At 55.8% G+C, this 20,054-nt stretch carries 20 protein-coding genes and 2 tRNA genes; 12 read left to right on the forward strand and 10 right to left on the reverse strand.

What is annotated here, in order from left to right:
• Positions 1–11: 11 nt before the first annotated feature.
• The 3 genes from WCX18_RS02685 to rho all read right to left on the reverse strand — a co-directional run bounded on the left by WCX18_RS02685 (position 12) and on the right by rho (position 3,995).
• Complete coding sequence (locus tag WCX18_RS02685; RefSeq protein ID WP_345989342.1) at positions 12–1,832, reverse strand: DNA polymerase III subunit gamma/tau; 1,821 nt, start codon at positions 1,830–1,832, stop codon at positions 12–14.
• An 83-nt stretch (positions 1,833–1,915) separates the two neighbouring features.
• On the reverse strand, positions 1,916–2,668 hold the full coding sequence (gene murI / locus WCX18_RS02690; protein WP_345989344.1) for a glutamate racemase: 753 nt from the start codon (positions 2,666–2,668) through the stop codon (positions 1,916–1,918).
• A gap of 4 nt (positions 2,669–2,672) precedes the next feature.
• Positions 2,673–3,995, reverse strand: coding sequence for a transcription termination factor Rho (rho, locus tag WCX18_RS02695; protein WP_345989346.1), 1,323 nt, complete (start codon positions 3,993–3,995; stop codon positions 2,673–2,675).
• Between the two features lie 183 nt (positions 3,996–4,178).
• Here rho and gmhA point away from each other — a divergent pair, with 183 nt between their 5' ends.
• The 7 genes from gmhA (at position 4,179) to WCX18_RS02730 (ending at position 9,605) form a co-directional block, all read left to right on the forward strand.
• Entirely contained in the window at positions 4,179–4,769 is a 591-nt protein-coding gene (gene gmhA, locus WCX18_RS02700) for a D-sedoheptulose 7-phosphate isomerase (RefSeq protein WP_345989348.1), read from the forward strand.
• A gap of 121 nt (positions 4,770–4,890) precedes the next feature.
• Positions 4,891–5,397 carry a D-glycero-beta-D-manno-heptose 1,7-bisphosphate 7-phosphatase gene (gmhB, locus tag WCX18_RS02705; RefSeq protein ID WP_345989350.1) on the forward strand — a complete coding sequence of 169 codons (507 nt, stop codon included), beginning with the start codon at positions 4,891–4,893 and terminating at the stop codon, positions 5,395–5,397.
• Positions 5,394–5,888, forward strand: a complete 495-nt coding sequence (locus tag WCX18_RS02710) for an asparaginase domain-containing protein (protein ID WP_345989352.1) — start codon at positions 5,394–5,396, stop codon at positions 5,886–5,888. Before gmhB ends, WCX18_RS02710 begins: the two co-directional genes overlap by 4 nt.
• Positions 5,881–8,307, forward strand: a complete 2,427-nt coding sequence (locus WCX18_RS02715) for a heavy metal translocating P-type ATPase (protein ID WP_345989354.1) — start codon at positions 5,881–5,883, stop codon at positions 8,305–8,307. Before WCX18_RS02710 ends, WCX18_RS02715 begins: the two co-directional genes overlap by 8 nt.
• Before the next feature lie 12 nt (positions 8,308–8,319).
• Complete coding sequence (gene ccoS / locus WCX18_RS02720; RefSeq protein ID WP_345989356.1) at positions 8,320–8,544, forward strand: cbb3-type cytochrome oxidase assembly protein CcoS; 225 nt, start codon at positions 8,320–8,322, stop codon at positions 8,542–8,544.
• A gap of 111 nt (positions 8,545–8,655) precedes the next feature.
• A complete protein-coding gene (locus WCX18_RS02725; RefSeq protein WP_345989358.1) occupies positions 8,656–9,189 on the forward strand; it encodes a DUF2202 domain-containing protein in 534 nt (177 codons plus the stop codon).
• Positions 9,190–9,191: 2 nt separating this feature from the next.
• The gene (locus WCX18_RS02730; protein WP_345989360.1) at positions 9,192–9,605 is read left to right on the forward strand and encodes a hypothetical protein; all 414 of its coding nucleotides are present in this window, start codon (positions 9,192–9,194) and stop codon (positions 9,603–9,605) included.
• Between the two features lie 49 nt (positions 9,606–9,654).
• Here WCX18_RS02730 and WCX18_RS02735 read toward each other — a convergent pair whose 3' ends face one another.
• Positions 9,655–10,239: a hypothetical protein gene (locus WCX18_RS02735; RefSeq protein ID WP_345989362.1), complete on the reverse strand. Its 585-nt coding sequence runs from the start codon at positions 10,237–10,239 to the stop codon at positions 9,655–9,657.
• 255 nt (positions 10,240–10,494) lie between these two features.
• Here WCX18_RS02735 and WCX18_RS02740 point away from each other — a divergent pair, with 255 nt between their 5' ends.
• On the forward strand, positions 10,495–12,798 hold the full coding sequence (locus WCX18_RS02740; protein WP_345989364.1) for a carboxypeptidase regulatory-like domain-containing protein: 2,304 nt from the start codon (positions 10,495–10,497) through the stop codon (positions 12,796–12,798).
• 32 nt (positions 12,799–12,830) lie between these two features.
• Here WCX18_RS02740 and WCX18_RS02745 read toward each other — a convergent pair.
• The 5 genes from WCX18_RS02745 to nadD all read right to left on the reverse strand — a co-directional run bounded on the left by WCX18_RS02745 (position 12,831) and on the right by nadD (position 15,017).
• Positions 12,831–12,907 (reverse strand) — tRNA-Arg (locus WCX18_RS02745).
• A gap of 87 nt (positions 12,908–12,994) precedes the next feature.
• The gene (locus WCX18_RS02750) at positions 12,995–13,633 is read right to left on the reverse strand and encodes a hypothetical protein (RefSeq protein WP_345989366.1); all 639 of its coding nucleotides are present in this window, start codon (positions 13,631–13,633) and stop codon (positions 12,995–12,997) included.
• Between the two features lie 394 nt (positions 13,634–14,027).
• A tRNA-Arg gene (locus tag WCX18_RS02755) sits at positions 14,028–14,104 on the reverse strand.
• Positions 14,105–14,160: 56 nt separating this feature from the next.
• Positions 14,161–14,487 carry a ribosome silencing factor gene (gene rsfS / locus WCX18_RS02760; protein WP_345986072.1) on the reverse strand — a complete coding sequence of 109 codons (327 nt, stop codon included), beginning with the start codon at positions 14,485–14,487 and terminating at the stop codon, positions 14,161–14,163.
• On the reverse strand, positions 14,472–15,017 hold the full coding sequence (gene nadD / locus WCX18_RS02765) for a nicotinate (nicotinamide) nucleotide adenylyltransferase (protein WP_345989368.1): 546 nt from the start codon (positions 15,015–15,017) through the stop codon (positions 14,472–14,474). The genes rsfS and nadD overlap by 16 nt, the downstream gene beginning before the upstream one ends.
• 80 nt (positions 15,018–15,097) lie before the next feature.
• Between nadD and WCX18_RS02770 the strand changes: the two genes are divergently transcribed.
• From WCX18_RS02770 to fabI, 3 genes are read left to right on the forward strand one after another with little or no spacing between them, the layout of a single operon-like run.
• Positions 15,098–16,300: a phosphoglycerate kinase gene (locus tag WCX18_RS02770; RefSeq protein WP_345989370.1), complete on the forward strand. Its 1,203-nt coding sequence runs from the start codon at positions 15,098–15,100 to the stop codon at positions 16,298–16,300.
• On the forward strand, positions 16,297–17,013 hold the full coding sequence (locus WCX18_RS02775) for a triose-phosphate isomerase (protein ID WP_345989371.1): 717 nt from the start codon (positions 16,297–16,299) through the stop codon (positions 17,011–17,013). Before WCX18_RS02770 ends, WCX18_RS02775 begins: the two co-directional genes overlap by 4 nt.
• A 1-nt stretch (position 17,014) precedes the next feature.
• Entirely contained in the window at positions 17,015–17,836 is an 822-nt protein-coding gene (gene fabI / locus WCX18_RS02780; RefSeq protein WP_345989373.1) for an enoyl-ACP reductase FabI, read from the forward strand.
• Between the two features lie 78 nt (positions 17,837–17,914).
• Here fabI and WCX18_RS02785 read toward each other — a convergent pair whose 3' ends face one another.
• A complete protein-coding gene (locus WCX18_RS02785) occupies positions 17,915–18,409 on the reverse strand; it encodes a hypothetical protein (RefSeq protein WP_345989375.1) in 495 nt (164 codons plus the stop codon).
• A 231-nt stretch (positions 18,410–18,640) separates the two neighbouring features.
• On the opposite strand from WCX18_RS02785, the gene WCX18_RS02790 reads away from it, so the two are divergent.
• The gene (locus tag WCX18_RS02790) at positions 18,641–19,966 is read left to right on the forward strand and encodes a hypothetical protein (protein ID WP_345989377.1); all 1,326 of its coding nucleotides are present in this window, start codon (positions 18,641–18,643) and stop codon (positions 19,964–19,966) included.
• Positions 19,967–20,054 lie beyond the last annotated feature (88 nt).

Below are 20,054 nucleotides of genomic sequence, written 5' to 3' on the forward strand. Positions count from 1 at the left end.
CTGCCGGCGGCCTAGACTTTATTCTGGATCGTGATCTTCGTCGCTTCGAAGAGTTCGGTCGCTTTCTGGATCATCGGTTCGTCGAGAATGGCGTTGCCGTCGATCTCCCGGGTGCTCAGGTCCGGCTCGCAGTTCCCCGTGACGCAGCTGCCCGAACCCGTCTCGATCTCTTCGGTCATGGAGGCGCTCTGGGGTGCCTCTTCCGCAGCACTGTAGCTCTCCATATAGGCGGGGCGTTCTTCCATATCATCTTCTACCGCTGACATAGTGTTCCCTGAACCATAACCGGTTTCGGGCATCGGTGCTTCGTTTACCGGTTCGGAAACCGGTTCAGGCTTTGGGGCAGCCTCCACTTCCGGTTTCGAGCAGGGGTTGTGCTTTATTTTTGTCTCGAACCCGAACACCTCCCGCACCAGCTGTTTGATCACCGGGAAACCGTGCTTGAGCTTGGCGCGGCAGTTGTCGTCGGCGCAGCTCTCCCAGGTGAGGGTGTCGTCGCCGTAGGCGATGAAGGTGATCTGTTCACGGAAACATTTGCCGAGATCCGCGCTGCGGTCCTCGATGCGTTCACAGAGCGCTTCGAACTTCGCAAGCGCGGGGTCGGGTGCCGGGGCGGTAATAGGCTCCGGTTCGGGCGCGGCCGGTACTTCCGGTGCGCTTTCGATCCCTGTGGCCGGTGCTGCGGTAGCGGTGGGGGCCGCCGGGGCAGCGGCGGGGATGGCAGGTGCTGCGTGGGCATAAGCGACGCTGTCGGGGCGGCCGACCTGGGCCTCGAGGGATTCGATCATCTGGTCGATCTCTTTGACCTTCAGCGCCTCGATCATCTTGAAGAAGATCAGCCCCAGGACGAAGCTCCCTTCGGCGTTGATGGCGAAGAGGGACTTCGCCTCGCTGAGGATGCGGAAGAACCGCTCCAGCAGCAGCGGGGAGAATCGGGCGTCGTCATGGTCGTAGAGCCGCTCTTTGAGCCAGGAGGTCAGTTCGTCGACGACCATCTCCGCCTCGTAGGCCTCCAGCTCCCGGAGCGTGTCGACGAGCCGTGCGCGGTCCTTGGAAAAGATGACGCCGAAGAGCGACTCGAAAAACTGCGGGTCGATGAGGCCCAGCATCTCCGTGACGGTGGAGACGTCGACGTGGTGCTTGGAGTAGATGATGGCCTGGTCGAGCAGGGTGAGGGTGTCGCGCAGGCTCCCCGAACCGCTGCGGGCCAGGATCTGCAGGGCATCGGGTTCATAGGTGATGTTCTCGAGGTTGAGGATGTGGCGCAGGTGCGCGCTGACATCCTGGTTCGAGATTTTCTTGAAACGGAAGTGCTGGGTCCGGCTGAGAATAGTCGCGGGGAGTTTCAGCGGGTCGGTCGTTGCGAGGATGAACTTGACGAAGGGCGGGGGCTCTTCGAGGGTCTTGAGCAGGGCGTTGAACGCCTCCTTGGTGAGCATGTGCACTTCGTCGATGATGAAGATCTTGAACTTCGCGCTGGCGGGCTGGTACTTGGTGTGCTCGATGAGGTCGCGGATATCGTCAATCTTGCGGCTGGAGGCGGCGTCCATCTCGATGATGTCCATGTGGCGCCCCTCGTTGGCGGAGAGGCAGTGTTCGCACTGTTCGCAGGGGTGCGAGGTCGGCCCGTTTTCACACATCAGCGCCTTGGCGAAAATCCGCGCCGTCGAGGTCTTGCCCGAACCGCGCAGGCCGGAGAAGAGGTAGGCGTGCGAGAGGCGTTTCGAGTCCAGGGCCAGGGAGAGCGTCTGTGCGATCGTCTCCTGCCCGATGAGGTCTTCAAAACGGCGGGGACGGTACTTCAGTGCCAGGACTTGCGAGCGCTCGTTCACAGCGGATTCCTTTGTTGCATAATTGGGTTTGAGTTTAACACACGATGGTTGAAGCGGGGGTTATCTATGGCAATTAGACGGGGTTACGCGGTCGGGAGGCCGAGCCACTGTGCGGCAACCTTCCGCAGCCCGTCGGGGTTTTCCGAGGCGAAGAATTTCATCTCGGTATTCGCGGCACCCTCTTTGATGCCGTAATGGGCTTCGAGGTACTCCACGATCGCTTCGCCGGAGTGGATCATCAGCGCTTTGTCCCCGAAATAGCTGGAGATCGCCCCGGCGATCAGGGGGAAGTGGGTGCAGCCGAGGATGACGGCATCCGGGGCTTTGCATCCGGCGAAGTAGTGGTGCATCGTGCTTTCAAGCACTTCGCCCTCGAAGAGCCCCTCCTCGACGATGGGGACGAAGAGCCCCGTCGCCTTGGCTTCGACGTTGCGGTAGCCGTGGTTCTGCAGAAGCTGCTGGTAGGCCCCGGAGCCGACGGTCGCCTTCGTACCGAGCACCAGCACCTCCGCATCGCTGTCGCCCAGCGCGTTCTTCGCGGCAAGGATGCCGGGTTCGACGACGCCGACGACGTCAAAGGGGGCCTGGGCGCGCATCTCCTCCAGGGCGTAGGCACTGACGGTGTTGCAGGCGACGATGAGCAGGTCGATGTCGAAGTTTTTGAAAAATTCTACCGCTTCGAGGGCGTAGCGGATAATGGTGTTGCGGTCCTTGACCCCGTAGGGGACGCGGGCGGTATCGCCGTAGTAGACGATCTCGTCGAAGAGGCGGTGCTCCAGCAGGGATTTGACGACGGTCAGGCCGCCGATACCGCTGTCGAAAACACCGACGCGCACCGGTTTAGCCCTCGTTCATCATGGAGAGGAATTCGTCGTTGGACTTGGTCTTCTGCATTTTGGTGTAGAGGAAGCGGAGCGCCTCGACCTCGTCTTCTTGCTTGTGCAGCATGGAGCGGAGGATAAAGACCTTCTGCAGGACGTCCGGACCGACGAGGAGCTCCTCTTTGCGGGTACCGGACTTGAGGATGTCGATCGCCGGGAAGATACGGCGGTCGGAGATCTTGCGGCTGAGCACGACCTCGGAGTTACCCGTCCCCTTGAACTCTTCGAAGATGACCTCGTCCATGCGGCTTCCCGTTTCGATCAGGGCCGTGGCGATGATGGTGAGGGAGCCGCCGTTCTCGATGTTACGGGCGGCACCGAAGAAGCGCTTCGGTTTGTGCAGGGCGTTGGCGTCGACACCCCCCGAGAGGACCTTACCCGAGCTAGGTGTAACGGTGTTGTAGGCGCGGGCGAGGCGGGTGATGGAGTCGAGCAGGATGACGACGTTCTTGCCGATCTCGACACGGCGCTTGGCGCGCTCGATGACCATCTCGGCAACCTTGACGTGGTTCTTCGCCGGCATGTCGAAGGTGGAGGAGTAGACCTCGCCCTTGACGGAGCGCTCCATGTCGGTAACCTCTTCGGGACGTTCGTCGACGAGCAGGACCATCAGCTCCACTTCCGGGTGGTTGTGGGTGATGCCGTGGGCGATCTCTTTCATGAGCTCCGTTTTACCCGAACGCGGCGGGGCGACGATGAGGCCGCGCTGCCCTTTACCGATGGGAGAGAAGAGGTCCATCATCCGTCCGGTGAGGTGGGTCGGCTGGTATTCAAGCTTGAGCTGTTCGCTGGCATAGAGGGGTGTGAGGTTTTCGAAGAGCGGGCGTTTTTTGCTCTCTTCGGGCGGCACGTAGTTGATCGCCTCGATCTTGAGCAGGGCATAGTAGCGCTCCTGGTCCTTGGGCGCACGGACCTGGCCGGTGACGACGTCCCCGTTACGAAGCGCAAAGCGCTTGATCTGGGTGCTGGAGACATAGGCGTCGTTGAGGGAGTCGCTGAAGCTCTTGTCCACGGAGCGGAGGAAGCCGTAGCCGTCCTGCATGACCTCGAGGATACCGGTGAAGAGGATGAAGCCTCCCTGGGCCGTCTGGGCTTTGAGGATCTCGAAGATGATGTCCTGGCGTTTGAGCTCGTTGGGGCTCTCGACGCCGAGCTCTTCGGCCATGGCGACCAGTTCGTCGATCGTCTTCTCTCTCAGGTCCTCTACGGTGTAGCCTTCGACGGGCTTGTGGGTCCTGTTTTTACTGTTTCGTGAATTGTTGCTGCGCGAAGTATCGCTCATGAAGGTATTCCTCTATGTCTGCTGTGTGGATTTTTCTAAGTGAAGAAATCGAGGTCGTTAATATGAAAGATTTCCCGTATTTTATACTATTTGCTTTTTACTTGTCAACAAGTAACGCGCTTTTTACCATCGCGGCGGTACAATGGCATCACTACTAATAGAGAGAGGAAGGAAGAGCTATTGATGAGAGCCTACCTTGAAAACGAGATTTCCGCTTCCATTGAGACCAAACAGAAGATTTTGAACGACGACGCCCTGCTGAACACGATCGCAGCAGCGGCCACGGCCTGTGTCGAGGCGTATCGCCGCGGCAACAAAACCCTGCTCGCCGGCAACGGCGGCAGCGCGGCGGATGCCCAGCATATCGCGGCGGAACTGGTCGGCCGCTACGGCTTCGACCGCCCCTCCATCCCGTCGCTGGCCCTTACCACCGATACGTCGAACCTGACAGCGATCGGCAACGACTACGGCTACGACAAGGTCTTTTCCCGCCAGCTCGAAGGCATGGGCGTGGAAGGCGACATCTTCTTCGGCATCTCCACTTCGGGCAACTCCCAGAACATCGTCAATGCCTTTGAGAGCGCCAAGGCGAAGGGGATCACGACCGTCGCCCTCGTCGGCCGTGACGGCGGCAAGATGGGGCAGATGGCCGACATCGCCATCATCGTCCCTTCCAACGCGACACCGCGTATCCAGGAGTCGCATATCCTGATCGGGCACATCATCTGTGACGTGATCGAGAAAGAGCTTTTCGGCGACGGCGTCGGAGCATAGGCAAACAGACGATGCGTATGTCTGAGAATTTACAAAGAGCGCAAGGCGCGAGGGCACGCCGCCGAGGCGAACTCAGCGTTGGCGTAGCTGTCCGGACTTAGTTCGGATGGCGTTTTCATCCATGGGAAAACCGGCCCTCTTCCTCGACCGCGACGGCGTGATCAACGTCGATACGGACTACCTTTACCGCATCGAGGATTTCGAATTCATCGACGGCATTTTCGAGCTCTGCGCCGCCTACCAGGCGCGGGGCTACATGATCGTCGTCGTCACCAACCAGTCCGGCATCGCCCGCGGGCGCTACAGCGAAGCGGATTTTGACCGTCTGACAGCGTGGATGGTGCAGGAGTTCGGCAAACACGGTGTCAGGATCGCCGGCGTCTACTACTGTCCGCACCATCCGGAGGTGACGGGGGCCTGCGCATGCCGCAAACCCGAACCCGGTATGCTGCTTCAGGCCGCCCGGGAGCTGGGAATCGACCTGGCGCATTCGGTGATGGTCGGCGACAAGGAGCGCGACATCGTCGCGGCCCACCGTGCCGGAGTGCGGGAAACCTACCTGTTCGATGCCGAAGCGCAGACGACCGAAGCATCGCGCATTATCAAATCATTAAGGGAGCTGCTATGAAGATCCTCAATACCGGCGGGACGTTCAACAAACGTTACGATCCCATCCTCGGGGCGCTCGAGGTCCCCTTTGACAATGAAGCGGTCGAGGATATCGTCGAGAGCTTCGCCTACAATGTCGAGATCGCCGGGATGCTCTACAAAGATTCGCTGGAGATGACCGATGAGGACCGCGAGCAGCTCATCAATATCATCGACGTCGACGACGAGGAGGTCTACGTCATCGTCCACGGTACCGACACGATGGACCTGACGGCCAAAGCCCTGGCGGAGTGGATGGAGGAGGATGAAGAGGAGCGGGTCATCGTCCTCACCGGCGCCATGGTCCCCTTCAGCATCGACAAAACCGAAGCGAGCGTCAACCTGGGGATGGCGCTGGGCTTTGCGGCGACAGAGCCCGCCCCCGGGGTCTATATCTGCATGAGCGGGATCATCGCGCCCTACGACCGCATCCGCAAAAACCGTGGAGAGGGGATTTTCGAGATTGTCTAACGTCAAGTGCGACCACTGCCATCTGCAGTTCGATGAATCGGTGATGATCAAGGAGGGGGATCTCCACTTCTGCTGCAAAGGGTGCCAGGGGATCTACCATCTGCTCAAAGACGAGGGGCTGGAGCGCTTCTACGACAAGCTCGGTGAGGAGACCCTCGTCCCGCCGACGGAGCAGTTCGAGGACAGCGGCAACTTCAATTCGCCGGCTTTCTACGACCGCTACGTTAAGACGGACAGCGAAGGCTTCAGCGAGGTGTCGCTCATTATCGAGGGGATACACTGCTCCGCCTGTGTCTGGCTCAATGAAAAGGCCCTGCACAAGATGGAGGGCGTCGTCGAGGCGCATATCAACCATACGAACAACAAGGCGCGTATCATCTGGGACGACGAGGTGGTCAAACTCTCCCAGATCATCGACATGATCCGCGCCATCGGCTACGATGCCTTCCCGTACGATCCGCAGATCCAGGAAGCACGGGCGGAGAAGGAGCGCAAGGATTACTACCTCCGCATCGCCGTCGCCGTCTTTGCGATGATGAACATCATGACCATAGCCGTGGCGCAATATGCCGGCTTCTTTACCGGGATGACGCAGGGGATCAAGAACATCCTCAACGTCGCCGAGTGGATCCTCTCGACGCCCGTGCTCTTCTACAGCGGCTGGGTCTTCTTCCGGGGGGCCTACTACGGCATCCGCACCCGGTCGGTCAACATGGACATCCTCGTCGCGACCGGGGCGTCGCTGACCTACCTCTACTCCATCTATATCACCCTCTTTGAGCTGGGCGAAGCCTATTTCGACTCGGTGACGATGATCATCACCTTCGTCCTCGTCGGCAAGTTCCTGGAGGTGCTCAGCAAAAAAAGCGCCGCGGATACCCTCGACGTCCTCTCCAAGCATGTACCGGGGGAGGTGACCCTGCTCAAGGACGGTACCCAGGTGAACGTCGGGGTCAGCGAGGTCGTCGTCGGCGACGTCATCCTGCTCAAAGCGGGGGAGAAGGCGGGCATCGATGGAGAGATCCTTCAAGGCGAGGGGAGTTTCGACGAATCAAGCCTGACGGGAGAGAGCGATCCCATCTATAAGCGCGAGGGCGACAGCGTCGTCAGCGGCACGACGAGCATCGACGCCGTCGTCCAGTACAGAGCGACGAAGGATTTCGAACACTCGACCCTGTCGAACATCCTGACGATGCTCGAACGCTCCATGGCCAAAAAGCCGCGGATAGAGCAGCTGGCCAACCGTCTCTCCGAGTACTTTTCCAGTGTCATTTTGCTGATGGCTTTCGGCACTTTCCTTGTCTGGTGGTTCTGGCCGCACCCGTTCAATATCGCTTTCATGGTCGGTATCTCCGTCATTGTCATCGCCTGCCCCTGTGCCCTGGCGCTGGCGACACCGGTGGCAACTCTCGTGGGACTCGGGCAGGGGGCGAAGCGGGGGATCCTCTTCAAAGAGGCCGCTCAGCTCGAGACCCTGGCGCAGACAGACACCCTGGTACTTGACAAAACGGGCACCATTACCGAGGGGCGTCCGCAGGTCGTCGATGTGCAGTGGTACGGTACGGAGGAGGAGCAGCAGCGCTACGGCCTGAAGCTCCAGGCACTGCTCAATGCTTCCAAACACCCGGTCGCCGTCGGCGTTTCCGAATACCTCAATGCCGAAGCGGCACCGGCCGCACTCCCCATCCTCGATGAGGTGCGCCAGATCGCAGCCAAGGGGATGGTCGCGCGCTGCGAGGAGCAGATGCTCAGCGGCGGCAATGCCGCCCTGATGCGAGAGCAGGGGATCGCTCCCGCGGACGAGAGCGCACATACGCTCTTCTACTTTGCCGTCGGCGAGACGCTGGTCGCCCGTTTTGAATTGGCGGACAAGCCCCGTCCCGACGCGGCAGAGGCGATCCGCGCGCTGACCCATGCCGGCATCGACGTCATCATGCTGACAGGTGACCATGAACGCTCCGCGCGAAAGATCGCGGAAGCAGTCGGTATCGAGCACTACCATGCGGAGTTGACCCCCGAGGCGAAGGCCGCCATGGTTGCCCAGATGCAGAGCGAGGGGCATAAGGTCGTCATGGCAGGGGACGGTGTCAACGACATCCTCGCACTGGCCCAGGCGGAGATCGGCATTGCGATGGGCAACGGCAGCGACATCGCCATCGACGTCAGCGACGTGGTCCTGATGAACGATTCTCTCACCTCCCTCGAAGAGGCGTTCAGGATCGGCCGCGCGACCTACGGCCTGGTCAAGCAGAACCTCGCTCTTTCGCTCGTGTATAATGCGATTACCGTACCGCTGGCGATGGCAGGATACATCATTCCGCTGGTCGCCGCGATATCGATGTCGCTGAGTTCCCTGCTGGTCGTGGGCAACTCGATGCGCATCGCCTACAGCTGGAAGCGCGCGGCGAAACGCCGCTGAAAAGGAGAGAGTATGGACAGTTGGGTAATTATCATGATGCTGGCCGTCTCGGTTTTCCTGGGGTCACTGGCACTGCTGGGGATCATGTGGGCCATCCGGACAGGCCAGTTCGACGACAAAGAGAAGTTTCTCAACCAGGTGCAGTACGACGGCGAGGACGAACTCAACGATGCCGCGAAACAGGCGGAGAAGAAAAAAGCGATGAAAAAGAAAAAAGAGGCCTACCGGCCGGAATAGCCCGCCTATCACCATCTTCCGCCCCTCTCTCCCCAAAACCTTCTGCATGCTTTCATGATTTTTTCACACCGCATCATTACCATACCTGTCAAACAAAACAGGAGTTAAACAATGAAAAAAATGGTAATGGCTGCGGCGATCGCGGCGGTGATGGCGACAAGCGGTATGGCGGCAAAGGGAACGGCTGCGGCAGTGACGGAGGAGCAGCTGGAGACACTGGTGTTTATCTACCAGGAGGAGAAAGTCGCCCGCGATACGTACATTACGCTGGGGAATATGTATACGAACCAAGCGGTGTTTGCCAATATCCAGGCGTCGGAGCAGGAGCATATCGATCAGGCAAAGGTGCTGTGCGAGCGTTACGGCGCCGATATCTCCGGCATCGACGAAACGGAGGTGGGCGTGTTTGACATCCCGGTACTCCAGGAGCTCTATGACACGCTGGTTGCGCAGGGAACCCAATCCGAGCTGAGCGCATTGATGGTCGGCGAATACATTGAGATCACCGACATCGATGACCTTGAAGCGGCCGAAGAGGGGATGCCTTCGGACGTCGTCAACACCTTTGAAAACCTCAAGGCGGGTTCGCTGAACCACCTGGCGGGCTTCCGCGACGCCATCGACGCCTATAACAGCCGCAAGTAGCCGTGCGGCTCTTCTTACTCGCAGCAGCCTTCGCCGGCCTCTTGTCCGCCGGCGTGCTGCAGCTTTTTAGCCCCGTTGATGCCGTTACCACCTCATGGACGAAGCTTCCTACCGATACGGAGATGCAGACCTACGCGCTCTCGATCGCATTCAAAGACCCCCATTTCCGTGAACGTTTGGACGGTTGCCATACGCGTGAAGAAGATAGGAACGAAGTCGAACGTGCCGTTGCCGAAAAACTCAAAGCGCGCCCAAAGCGGTCTGTGAGCAATTTTTCCGTTCGATCATTGGGAAAAGAGCATTGCAGCACCAAATTCCTCGAAGACGGAAAGCAACGAATGCTCTACGTCCGCAAAATCGGAGACATTTGGAAAATCGACAACAGGGCAGGACGGTCAACTCCGAAACCAATGTGACCGGTTTCGGCGAAATGATCTTGGGGGCAGAAAAACGCGATAGCGCTTTTTATCTTTTCTTCTTTCTCTTTTTCTGGATGTTTTTACTCCACTGTTCATCCATGACTTCGATACGCTTGATATAAGTCGATTTGTTATCGATATTCTTTTGATTGTCAGGATCGAGTTTGTGTCTCAGCGGCCACCATTCTGCTGAAGCGATTGCCTGATTCTTGTCCGATCTCATCAGCATGATAGTAATAGCATCGACACCCTGGCCCTCTTCCTGGATTGCTTTATCCAAGAGCCGATCCATAAAGGGTTCAACGTCTGTTTTATCAGGTAAGTTTTTATCTTTCAGAGTAGCATCAATCACGAGATGTTTATATTCAAGCTTTTTTGCAGCACCTTTTTTTTGTTTTTTCCCTTTGGGGATGATCTTTTCGATATCTTTTGACGACGTGATTTTGATTCTAGGCATACGGAGTATGGCTGAATCCGTAAAAGACTTTCTTGCTTCTTTGTACTCGTCCGTTTCTTTGTAGACTTTGTACTCTTCAAAGCTCATATTGGCAATCTTTTTAGATGCTTCATCCCAGGTGATGGCATACAGTGAGGGGAATAAGAGAAGAAACGTAATCGTGAGTTTGAGCATGACGGTCACCTTTTTTTTGATTATGTGTAGAAATAAGATATCGAAATATTTATAAAATTCCAAATTAGCAGTGTGCCTGTCCTTTGATTGAATAAATGGTTTTTGGAAGGTTTTATGGGCAGGAGATCAGCAGTTCATCCAGAGAGATGCGAATGCCAAACATCTGTAACGGCATTAAGATGGTTACATTGACTACAGAAGTTTAATTGCGATATATAATATATGCATAGGGTATTAGCGTAAAGGGGGGGACATATGCGGCGCAAAATTCAAAAATTGGTATTGGTCGCGGCGACGGTGCTTTTCAGCGCCTGCGGGGGCGGCGGGGGAGGAGGCTCTTCGCCCGTTTACTATTCAATTTCGGGTACAGTGAGCGGCGATATAGTGGAAGGTGTTTCGATTGCCCTGGGGGGGAGTGCATCTTCGGCTACGCTGACGGATGCATCCGGAAGCTATCGCTTCTCGGGTTTGGAAAACGGGAATTACAGTTTGACACCGAGCAAGGCCGGGTATACGTTTACGCCGTCGCAAGCGAGTGTGACGCTCAGTGATGCAAACAAAAGCGGTGTGGATTTTGTATCTTCGCTGGTGACTTACAACATTGGCGGGAGCATTTCGACGTCTTTAGGCGATCCCCTCATCAATGCGACGGTATATTTGCAGGGCGATCAAAACAGTACATCTACGACGGATGTATTGGGTCATTACAGCTTCTCCGGGTTAGTGAGCGGTACGTATACGTTGACGCCAAGTATGAGCGGTTTTCTGTTTACGCCTGCGAGCAGGGCGGTAAACATTACAGATGCCGACGTCTTGGACAACAACTTCACTGGGTCGGAAATGAATTGGACCCTCAGGGCTTTTGGCAATACGTTGCGCGGCGTCGCCTGGTCGGGGGCGGTGTTTTCGGCGGTGGGGACCGACAATATTGCACTCACATCAATAGATGGCGTAGAATGGACGCCGCACCCGCAGAGTATCGACGTGGATTTCTCCAATGCCGTCTGGACGGGAACGCAGTTTGCTGCCGTAGACTATGGCTCTTCTGTTCTGACGTCGTCTGACGGCGAAAATTGGGCTGCGTACCCGACAGGTGCAACCGTATCGCTTCGCGATATCGCATGGTCCGGAACGACATATGTCGCGGTAGGTTATAGCAGCAGTATCGCCGGGCTGGGGATGATACTGACATCGGCTGACGGCGTCAGCTGGACATCGCAGATTGCGCCGATATCGTTAAATGCCGTCACATGGTCCGGATCGCAATTTGTGGCGGTCGGCGGTTACCCGGGGCTGATATTGACTTCGACGAACGGCACGGCGTGGACACAGCAGGTCATACCTGTGCCCTGTGCTCTTTTTGCCGTTGAGTGGTCTGAGTCCCTTTCTTTGTTTGTTGCAGGTGGAAACAACGGCTCCTCAGTGACACCGGAAGGTGTGATTTTGACATCACCTGACGGCGCGGCCTGGACTGCCCGGGATGCGAATACCTCCTCTTCCTTTGAAGATCTGGTATGGTCCGGAACACAGTTTGTAGCCGTCGGAGACGGTGTGTTTACCTCCGTGGACGGTGTGGTTTGGACCCAGAAACTAGCGCAGACGTTTGCAAGACTTCATGGCGTCACCTGGACCGGAACAGCGTATGCGGCAGTGGGGGACAACGGAGGGATTTTGACCTCCCCGGATGCGGCAGACTGGACCGTTCGGCGGGAAGGTGCATGGCAGAGACTCAATGCAGCCGCCTGGAACGGCTCGCAATTTTTGGCGGTCGGTTTTGACAACATTGTACAGACGTCACCGGACGGCGTGAGCTGGACGGTGCGGGACTCAATGGTTGGGACGTTGTCGGCATTTTCCGAAGCGCTGTACGATGTTGTGTGGTCTGGCGACAAATACGTTGCTGTCGGCGGTGCGCAGGATGCCGTCGGCAGAATTGTCACCTCGGCTGACGGTGTCTCGTGGACGCCGCAGGTTTCGGGAACGACAAATCTGCTCAACGGTGTGGCATGGACGGGAACTCAGTTTGTGGCTGTGGGTGGCAGTACGGGACTAGGAACGATCTTGACGTCGCCCAACGGCGTAGACTGGACCATTCGGACATCCGGGGCCACCACCATTCTCAATGACGTGGCGTGGTCGGGAACAAGGCTTGTGGCAGTCGGCAGCAATACGGTACTGACTTCTGAAGACGGCATTACGTGGACGCCACGGTCTCTAGCGGCTGCTGACCTGCTTTTCCGTATTGCGTGGTCCGGTGCACAATTCGTGGCCGTGGGGTTGGACGGTGCCATACAGACGTCCCCCGATGGCCTGGTGTGGACAGCGCAGGTATCCGGTACGACGGCTTCTTTGCAGAGTGTTACCTGGGTGGATGACCATTTTATTGTTGTCGGGTCAATCGGCGGAGAATCGGATGGAACGATTCTGACGTCACCGGATGGTATCGTGTGGACTGAACAGACGCCTGCGACTACCAATGGCGGGATATACGATGTTGCGTGCAGTGATACTGGATGTGTGGCAGTAGGTACAACAGGGCAGATACAGACAGCGCCGTAAGAGAATCAGTATTGGATGGTTGAATAAATGGATGGCACGCCCGGAGGGATTCGAACCCCCGACTCCTGGTACCGGAAACCAGTGCTCTATCCAGCTGAGCTACGGACGCATCGTTTGTGAAGCGCGAAATTATAACTTACAATCTTTAAAGCGCGCCATAGATTCTATGGCGTTCTTCCGTCGCTCCCCGTATTGTTCAGACCACCGACAAAAACTGTATCATCTGCCCTTCCACACGGAGACGGATGGGGCTCTCTTTCTGCTTCTGCCATGCGTTTTGAAGGGCGATGAGCAGGGAGAGGTCAGGGCGCTTCTGTGTGATGACGGGTTTGAAGAACTCCGCTTCTTCGAAGACGGGGGCGTGCTCCTTTTTGTCGAAGCCCATCGCCTCCAGTCCCCTCGGGTGGGAGAGCCCCAGCGCGACGGCTATGGGATGGAGGCTCTCCTCATCTTTCAACTCGATGGCGTCGTCGTAGATGCAGTAGGCCTCAACGGGATTTTGAAGGTAGCATTGGTAAATGGCTGCCAGGTCGATGATGTAGAAGAGATCGTCTGCGACACGAAGCAGCTTCTCATTGTTATTGCTTTCGCCCCCGAGGATGAGCGGGACAAGGTCACTGCCCTGTTGGTGCAGCAGGGCCTTGCCTGTGGCGACCATCCATTCGACGAGGGGCAGTGTTTCGGTATCGGTACTGCTGCCGATGACGATGACGCTCTCTTTCTCGTTTTGGAGAAGCGAGACGCCTTTGCCCCGGGTTTCGATGACGGGAGGGAGCGGATCGACCCCGAAGGCTTTGAGGTGGTCCAGCATAAAGGCTTTGGCTTTTTCGAACATCGGTTCTCCGGAGTTTTGGTTGCGCTATTGTACCCCAAACGGCTGCAAAGGGGATACGGGACGATGCCAAATAAAAAGTCAGATTATTTTGAACGTGGTTAGGAAATTGAGTCGGCGGGAATTAAATAAACGGTGCGCCGCAGCGATACGAATACCCGACTCCCGGTACCGGAAATCTGGCATCAACATTTCTTGGTCCGGAACGTGCCGACATGCAAGAAAAAGCACCCCGATCGCAGGTGCTGTTGATCGTCGTAGATTTTCTGAAACGTTATGAAATAACTTGCTTTAGCCAAATCAAGATCGGTATGACACATGACGTATGTGTTGGATACTTGGAAAATCGTTTAACAGTAGTAAGAATGTTTGTGTGGATTGTATTCTTGAAAGTAAATGGTGCGCCCGGAGCGATTCGAACGCCCGACCGCTGGTACCGCAAACCAGTGCTCTATCCAGCTGAGCTACGAGCGCACACCAGTTATCCGTTAAGGAGGCTGAAATTATAGCTGTAAAAGCTTAGAGTTTTTTTAAAACTCCTGCTTTTTAGCCAATTCTGTCAAAAAAGACTCCATATCGTATTTGCTGCGGTATTCCGGCGTCATGATATGGATGAGAACGTCGCCGAGGTCGACGACGATCCACTCGCCGCTTTCGTCCACCTGGTTGAAGTGCTCGCCCGGCTTCAGATCCTTTTTCAGGTAGTCGAGGAGGGCGTGGGTATGGCGTTCCCCCAGAGAGGTCGCGATAATGACGTACTCGACGAAATAGTCCCGTTCGCGAAGGTCGAAGAGCTCAATCGCTTCTGCCTTGTTGCGGTCGAGCACGTCAATAATCTTTTCTAGTCGTTTTTGCACTGAATTTCCTTGTAATAGTTTTCTATCTCTTCCCGGACGCTGTCGGGAATGAGATGGGTTTTCTCCAATGAGCGGAGCTCGGTCGAACTGATGTCGACATCGACGTCCAGCCGCAGGTAGTGTTCGGGGACTTCGCTGCCCTTCCGGCTGGCAACGACCCAGGTGACCATGCGGTCCAGCTCATCGAATGCATGCCATTTCGTGAGCGCGTCCAGGTTGTCCGCGCCGATGATGAGGTAGATGTCCGTATCGATTTCTCTGAAATGGCGGACGGTCTCAATCGACGGTACGGGCCGGCCCTGATCGATTTCGAATGCGCTGACCCGGACGCGTTCTCTGGAAGCGAAAATACGCTCAAGCCACTGCAGACGAAGTTCCGGGGGGGCATGGGTGCCGCGCTTGAACGGATTGACATAGGCCGGAACGATATAAAGCGTTTCGATCGGCAGGGTATCCAGTACCCGTGAAACGACAGCGGCGTGTCCGGCATGGGGAGGATCGAAAGAACCGCCGAAAATCGCTATCGCCATGGCCCCGCTTTTTAACGAAATTATATCTAAGCTTGGGTAAAATCACGCACAATAATAACTCTAGTGAAGGATGACACTGCATGGAGCTTCTCAATATCAAAGATCTGGACCTGCAGGACAAAAAAGTATTTATCCGCTGTGATTTCAACGTCCCGCTCGATTCGTTCGGAAACATCTCCGATGATCGCCGTATCCGCTCGGCGATTGCAACGATCAATTACTGCCTGGATAAAGACTGTGCCGTGATCCTTGCATCACACATGGGACGTCCGAAGGGCGAGGTCGATCCGAAATACTCCCTTGAGCCGGTACGCCTGCGTCTGCAGCAGCTGCTCAAGCGCAGTGTCACCCTGGCCAAAGATGTCGTCGGTGAGGATGCCCTGGCCAAAGCGGCTGCGCTGCCGCGCCATGAAGTCCTTCTGCTGGAAAACCTCCGCTTTGAAAAGGGTGAAACGAAAAATGACGATATCCTTGCCGAGAAACTAGCGGGGATGGCGGAGTTCTACATCAACGACGCGTTCGGCGTCAGCCACCGCGCCCATGCCTCGGTGGAGGCGATCACCAAGCATTTTGACGAGAAGCACAAGGCGGCGGGCTTCCTGCTGCAAAAAGAGATCCGTTTCTTCGGTACGCTGATCAAGCAGCCGGTCCGCCCCTTCGCGGCGATCGTCGGCGGGAGCAAGGTCTCGGGCAAGCTCGAAGCACTGATCAACCTGCTGCCGCGCGTCGACAAGATCATCATCGGCGGGGGGATGGCCTTCACCTTCCTCAAGCAGCTCGGTTACGACGTCGGAAACTCCCTGGTCGAAGACGACCTGCTCGATGAGGCGCAGAAGATCATGGACGAAGCACGCCGCCGCAAGGTGAAGTTCTACCTGCCGGTTGACGTTGTCGCCGCGCAGACCTTCTCCGCGGATGCCACCAGCAAACTCGTTTCCGCCCAGGAGATCCCGCAAGGCTGGATGGGCCTCGATATCGGGCCGGCGACGGTGCGTCTCTACCGCGAAGTCCTCAACGACGTCCAGACGGTGCTCTGGAACGGTCCGATGGGAGTCTACGAGATGGAGCGTTTTGCCCGCGGTTCCAGCAAGATCGCCCACTTTGTCGCCGACTCCTATGCGACGACCGTCGTCGGCGGGGGGGATACGGCGGACCTGGTCCAGCGTATCGGCCTTGACGAAGAGATGACCTTTATCTCCACAGGGGGTGGGGCGTCCCTGGAGCTGCTTGAGGGCAAAGTCCTTCCGGGCGTCAAGCCGCTCGTGATCAAGGCACACGATTGATCATCGCGGCCAACTTCAAGACGAACCACACCCGCGCTGCCACCGAAGCGTACCTGGAGAAGGTGACTGCGTATATCGCCGAAGCAGACATTGCGGATGAGGTGATGGTCTTCCCGCCTGCGACAGCACTGTGCAGCGGCAAAGGCGGTGTGACCGTCGGTGCGCAAAACGCATGGGCTACCGAAAACGGGGCATACACCGGCGAGATCGGGACGGAGCAGCTTGACGAATTCGGGATCCGTACCATCCTGATTGGCCATTCTGAGCGTCGCCACATTCTCGGGGAGTCCCAGGCGCTTGTTGCGGAAAAATTCGCCTATTTCAAAGCGCTCGGATACCGTATCGTCTACTGCATCGGGGAACCGCTGGAAGTCCGTGAGGCCGGGAACGAGGCATTGATGACCTATCTGGCGGAACAGCTTGAAGGGATCGACCTTTCGTATGAAAACTTGGTGATCGCCTATGAACCGGTCTGGGCGATCGGTACGGGTCGCGTTCCCAGCGAAAGCGAGATCGAACTGATCCACGGTGCCCTGGCGAAGCTGACGACGGCGCCGCTGCTTTACGGCGGCAGTGTCAAGGTCGGAAACGCCGCGGCTATTTTGGCGCTTGATCATGTTGACGGCGCACTTGTCGGAAGCGGCGCGCTCGATGCAGATGACTTCTGCCGGATGATCGCTACGGCGAAACAAATTAAAAAACAGGAGGTTTAACATGTTGATGAAAGGTAAAAAGGGTCTTATCGTCGGATTGGCGAATGACAAATCCATTGCATACGGTATTGCAAAGGCGTGCCACGATCAGGGGGCGGAACTGGCGTTCACCTACCTCAACGATGCGCTCAAAAAGCGCGTGGAACCGATTGCCGAATCATTCGGTTCGGACAAGGTGTATGAGCTGGACGTCTCCAACCCCGATCATATGGATGCGATCGCTGGTCTCGTTGAAAAGGATATGGGCAAGATCGATTTTCTTGTCCACTCCGTCGCTTTCGCCCCGAAAGAGGCACTGACGGGCAGCTTCCTGGAAACCACGAAGAGCGCTTTCAACATCGCCATGGAGATCTCCGTTTTCTCCCTGATCGACCTGACGAACAAGCTCCAGCCGGTACTGGCGGACGACGCTTCGATCCTTACGCTGAGCTACCTCGGCGGGCCGAAATATGTCGCCAACTACAATGTTATGGGTGTCGCCAAGGCGGCCCTGGAGTCAACGGTACGCTATATGGCGGTTGATCTCGGTACGAAAGGGCAGCGTGTCAACGCTATCAGCGCCGGCCCGATCAAGACCCTTGCCGCGGCGGGCATTGGTGACTTCAAACAGATCCTGCGATGGAACGAACTCAATGCACCGCTGAAGAAGAACGTTACAATCGAAGAAGTGGGGAATTCGGCAATGTACCTGTTGAGCGATCTGGCTTCCGGCGTCAGCGGGGAGATCCACTACGTCGATGCTGGCTATAACATTATGGGGATGGCGGCTGTCGAGAAGAACGCCGAGGGCAAAACGGTCCTCAGCTGGGACGAAAACAAGTAGGCATTTCCAAAGAGCGTTTGACACGCTCTATACATTATAAGGGCAAGCGTTTTCTACAGCGCATGCTCCTCTTCCATTCTATTTTCCTATCGCAGGCATCTTTTCAAGCTTTTCCGAATGCAGTGGTTCGGTCCGGTTTTTCTCTTTGTTGTCCAGATACCGTCCCCATTTATCAAAATAGTATTGCAGCGTGAAACTTTTCTCGGGGTCGGTCTCAGGCTCTGCTGCTGTATCAGTCGTCTCATCGGCTTTGGCAGTTTCAGCGCTCGGTTCGGTCTCAACGGCTGTGTCTTCGGTTACCTTTGACACCTCCGCTTCCTCAACCGGTGCCGCGTCGGAAGATGCGTCTTGTTCAGGAGCCGTCTCAGGCTGTGTATTCTCTTCCCACTCGGTTGCCTCCCAATGTTCGTAACTGCGCTGCAGAAAGCCTTTTTTGTCAGGGTCAATCTTGCCTGTAGGGGTAATGGCATTGAGCTCCGTATTTTGAGAGGGGGAGCTTGTGTCTATGTCAGAAGCAGCCGCTGTTACATGAAGGATACAACCTGCCACTATTATGGGCATAAAAAGTTTCATACCTGTTACCTTTGAGTTTTCTTGCATAGTATAGTTATATTAAACATAATCGAAGCTTTGGGAGAATAATAGACTTTTTTAATATTATCACAAAGCTATCAAGCCCGCTGTACAGGGGGTTTGCGGGGTGTGAAAATTTCTTTTGAATTACAGAATTTTTTAAGATTTGTGTGTTAGAATGGACGGCGACGAAACTTAAACATAGGTCAAGCTTAACTTGAAGGAGAATGAATGAAGTTAGTCAAAATGAGCCTGGCAGCTGCAATGCTGATGGGTGTTAGTGCGTTTGCGGTTGACAATGTAAAGATCAGCGGTGACGCTCAGATTGTGTATGGCACATGGGATGCTGATACATTTGGTTATAACGGATTTATCGGTAAAGACGGTGAACTGTTCGATAAAGACTCTTCTGCAGCAGACGCTGCAATGCACCTGAACGTCAGTGCAGACCTGCTCCCGGGTATTTCTGCTGGTGCATCTTATACGATGGTCTCTACCCTCGGTCTTGAAAACAACTTCGTTTCCAACGTATGGGCTTCTTCTCACACGACAAAGAACCTTACAACGAATGGTAACAACTATGCTGGACCGCTTGGTGGAGCAAAAGTTGAGAACTCCAGCTGGTTCAACGAAGCGTGGGCAGCCATTACACTTGGTAAGACCACTGCAAAAGTCGGCCGTATGGCTCTTGACACTCCGCTGGCGTTTACAGAAACATGGTCTGTTGAGCAGAATACGTTCGAAGCGGCAGTCCTCCTGAACCAGGACCTCCCGGATACAACACTTGTTGCTGCATACGTCGGTAACGGTAACGGTACAGAGTGGTTCGGCGACAGCCCGCTTTTTGGACCGGGTACAAGTACGAGTGATGTTTACCAAACTGGTCTGGCATACACAGGTATTGTCAACGCTAACGGTGCATTTACAACATACGGTACAGACGGTGCATACGCATTCGGTATCGTAAACAACTCCGTTAAACCGCTGACAGTTCAGGCGTGGTACTACGATGTTACTCGTATGGCACAGGCTTACTGGATTCAGGCTGACCTGAATATGGAAGGTATCCTTCTCGGTGCACAGTATACAAATGTTGATGCAGGTGATTTCGTATCTGGACTGGAAGACAATACTGCTTACGCTGTAATGGCCGGTTTCGCAACTGACGCCTTCACGATCAAAGCTTCTTACTCATCTGTTGATGATGCAGCAGGTGTCGGTGCCGGTTGGAATACAGCGACAAACTGGTCAACTGCACAGTCCAAACTGTACACAGAAGCATGGTGGAACTACGGCTATATTGCTATGCCGGATGCAACATCCTTCAACATCACGGGTGAAGCTTCCCTGAGCGGTTTCGACCTGGGCGCTTACTATACAAGCGTTTCCAACGACACGATGACAACACATGAAGTCAACGAGCTGACAATCACTGCCGGCACACAGCTTCTGGGTGCACTCGATGCAACACTGGCCTACATCAACACTGATGCAAAAGACCAGAACAACGGTGACGCATACAACTCTGTTCAGGCTTACCTGACACTGAACTTCTAATTCTAGAAGTTCTTCTTCCGCCTCCGGGCGGAACCCTTTCTTTTCTTTTTTCTTTTCCCGCTATAATTTTTCAACCCAATAAAAAGTA

The organism is Sulfurimonas sp. HSL1-2 (genome assembly GCF_039645565.1).
GTDB lineage: Bacteria > Campylobacterota > Campylobacteria > Campylobacterales > Sulfurimonadaceae > Thiomicrolovo > Thiomicrolovo zhangzhouensis.

Excerpts from the sequence above, each read along its gene's own strand:
- nadD (WP_345989368.1), bottom strand. The coding sequence starts at position 15,017 with ATGGCGATAGCGATTTTCGGCGGTTCTTTCGATCCTCCCCATGCCGGA.
- WCX18_RS02790 (WP_345989377.1), top strand. The coding sequence starts at position 18,641 with ATGAAGTTAGTCAAAATGAGCCTGGCAGCTGCAATGCTGATGGGTGTT.
- gmhB (WP_345989350.1), top strand. The coding sequence starts at position 4,891 with ATGGGAAAACCGGCCCTCTTCCTCGACCGCGACGGCGTGATCAACGTC.
- gmhA (WP_345989348.1), top strand. The coding sequence starts at position 4,179 with ATGAGAGCCTACCTTGAAAACGAGATTTCCGCTTCCATTGAGACCAAA.
- WCX18_RS02785 (WP_345989375.1), bottom strand. The coding sequence starts at position 18,409 with ATGAAACTTTTTATGCCCATAATAGTGGCAGGTTGTATCCTTCATGTA.
- WCX18_RS02750 (WP_345989366.1), bottom strand. The coding sequence starts at position 13,633 with ATGTTCGAAAAAGCCAAAGCCTTTATGCTGGACCACCTCAAAGCCTTC.
- WCX18_RS02770 (WP_345989370.1), top strand. The coding sequence starts at position 15,098 with ATGGAGCTTCTCAATATCAAAGATCTGGACCTGCAGGACAAAAAAGTA.
- WCX18_RS02710 (WP_345989352.1), top strand. The coding sequence starts at position 5,394 with ATGAAGATCCTCAATACCGGCGGGACGTTCAACAAACGTTACGATCCC.
- fabI (WP_345989373.1), top strand. The coding sequence starts at position 17,015 with ATGTTGATGAAAGGTAAAAAGGGTCTTATCGTCGGATTGGCGAATGAC.
- rho (WP_345989346.1), bottom strand. The coding sequence starts at position 3,995 with ATGAGCGATACTTCGCGCAGCAACAATTCACGAAACAGTAAAAACAGG.
- WCX18_RS02725 (WP_345989358.1), top strand. The coding sequence starts at position 8,656 with ATGAAAAAAATGGTAATGGCTGCGGCGATCGCGGCGGTGATGGCGACA.
- ccoS (WP_345989356.1), top strand. The coding sequence starts at position 8,320 with ATGGACAGTTGGGTAATTATCATGATGCTGGCCGTCTCGGTTTTCCTG.
- WCX18_RS02735 (WP_345989362.1), bottom strand. The coding sequence starts at position 10,239 with ATGCTCAAACTCACGATTACGTTTCTTCTCTTATTCCCCTCACTGTAT.
- WCX18_RS02740 (WP_345989364.1), top strand. The coding sequence starts at position 10,495 with ATGCGGCGCAAAATTCAAAAATTGGTATTGGTCGCGGCGACGGTGCTT.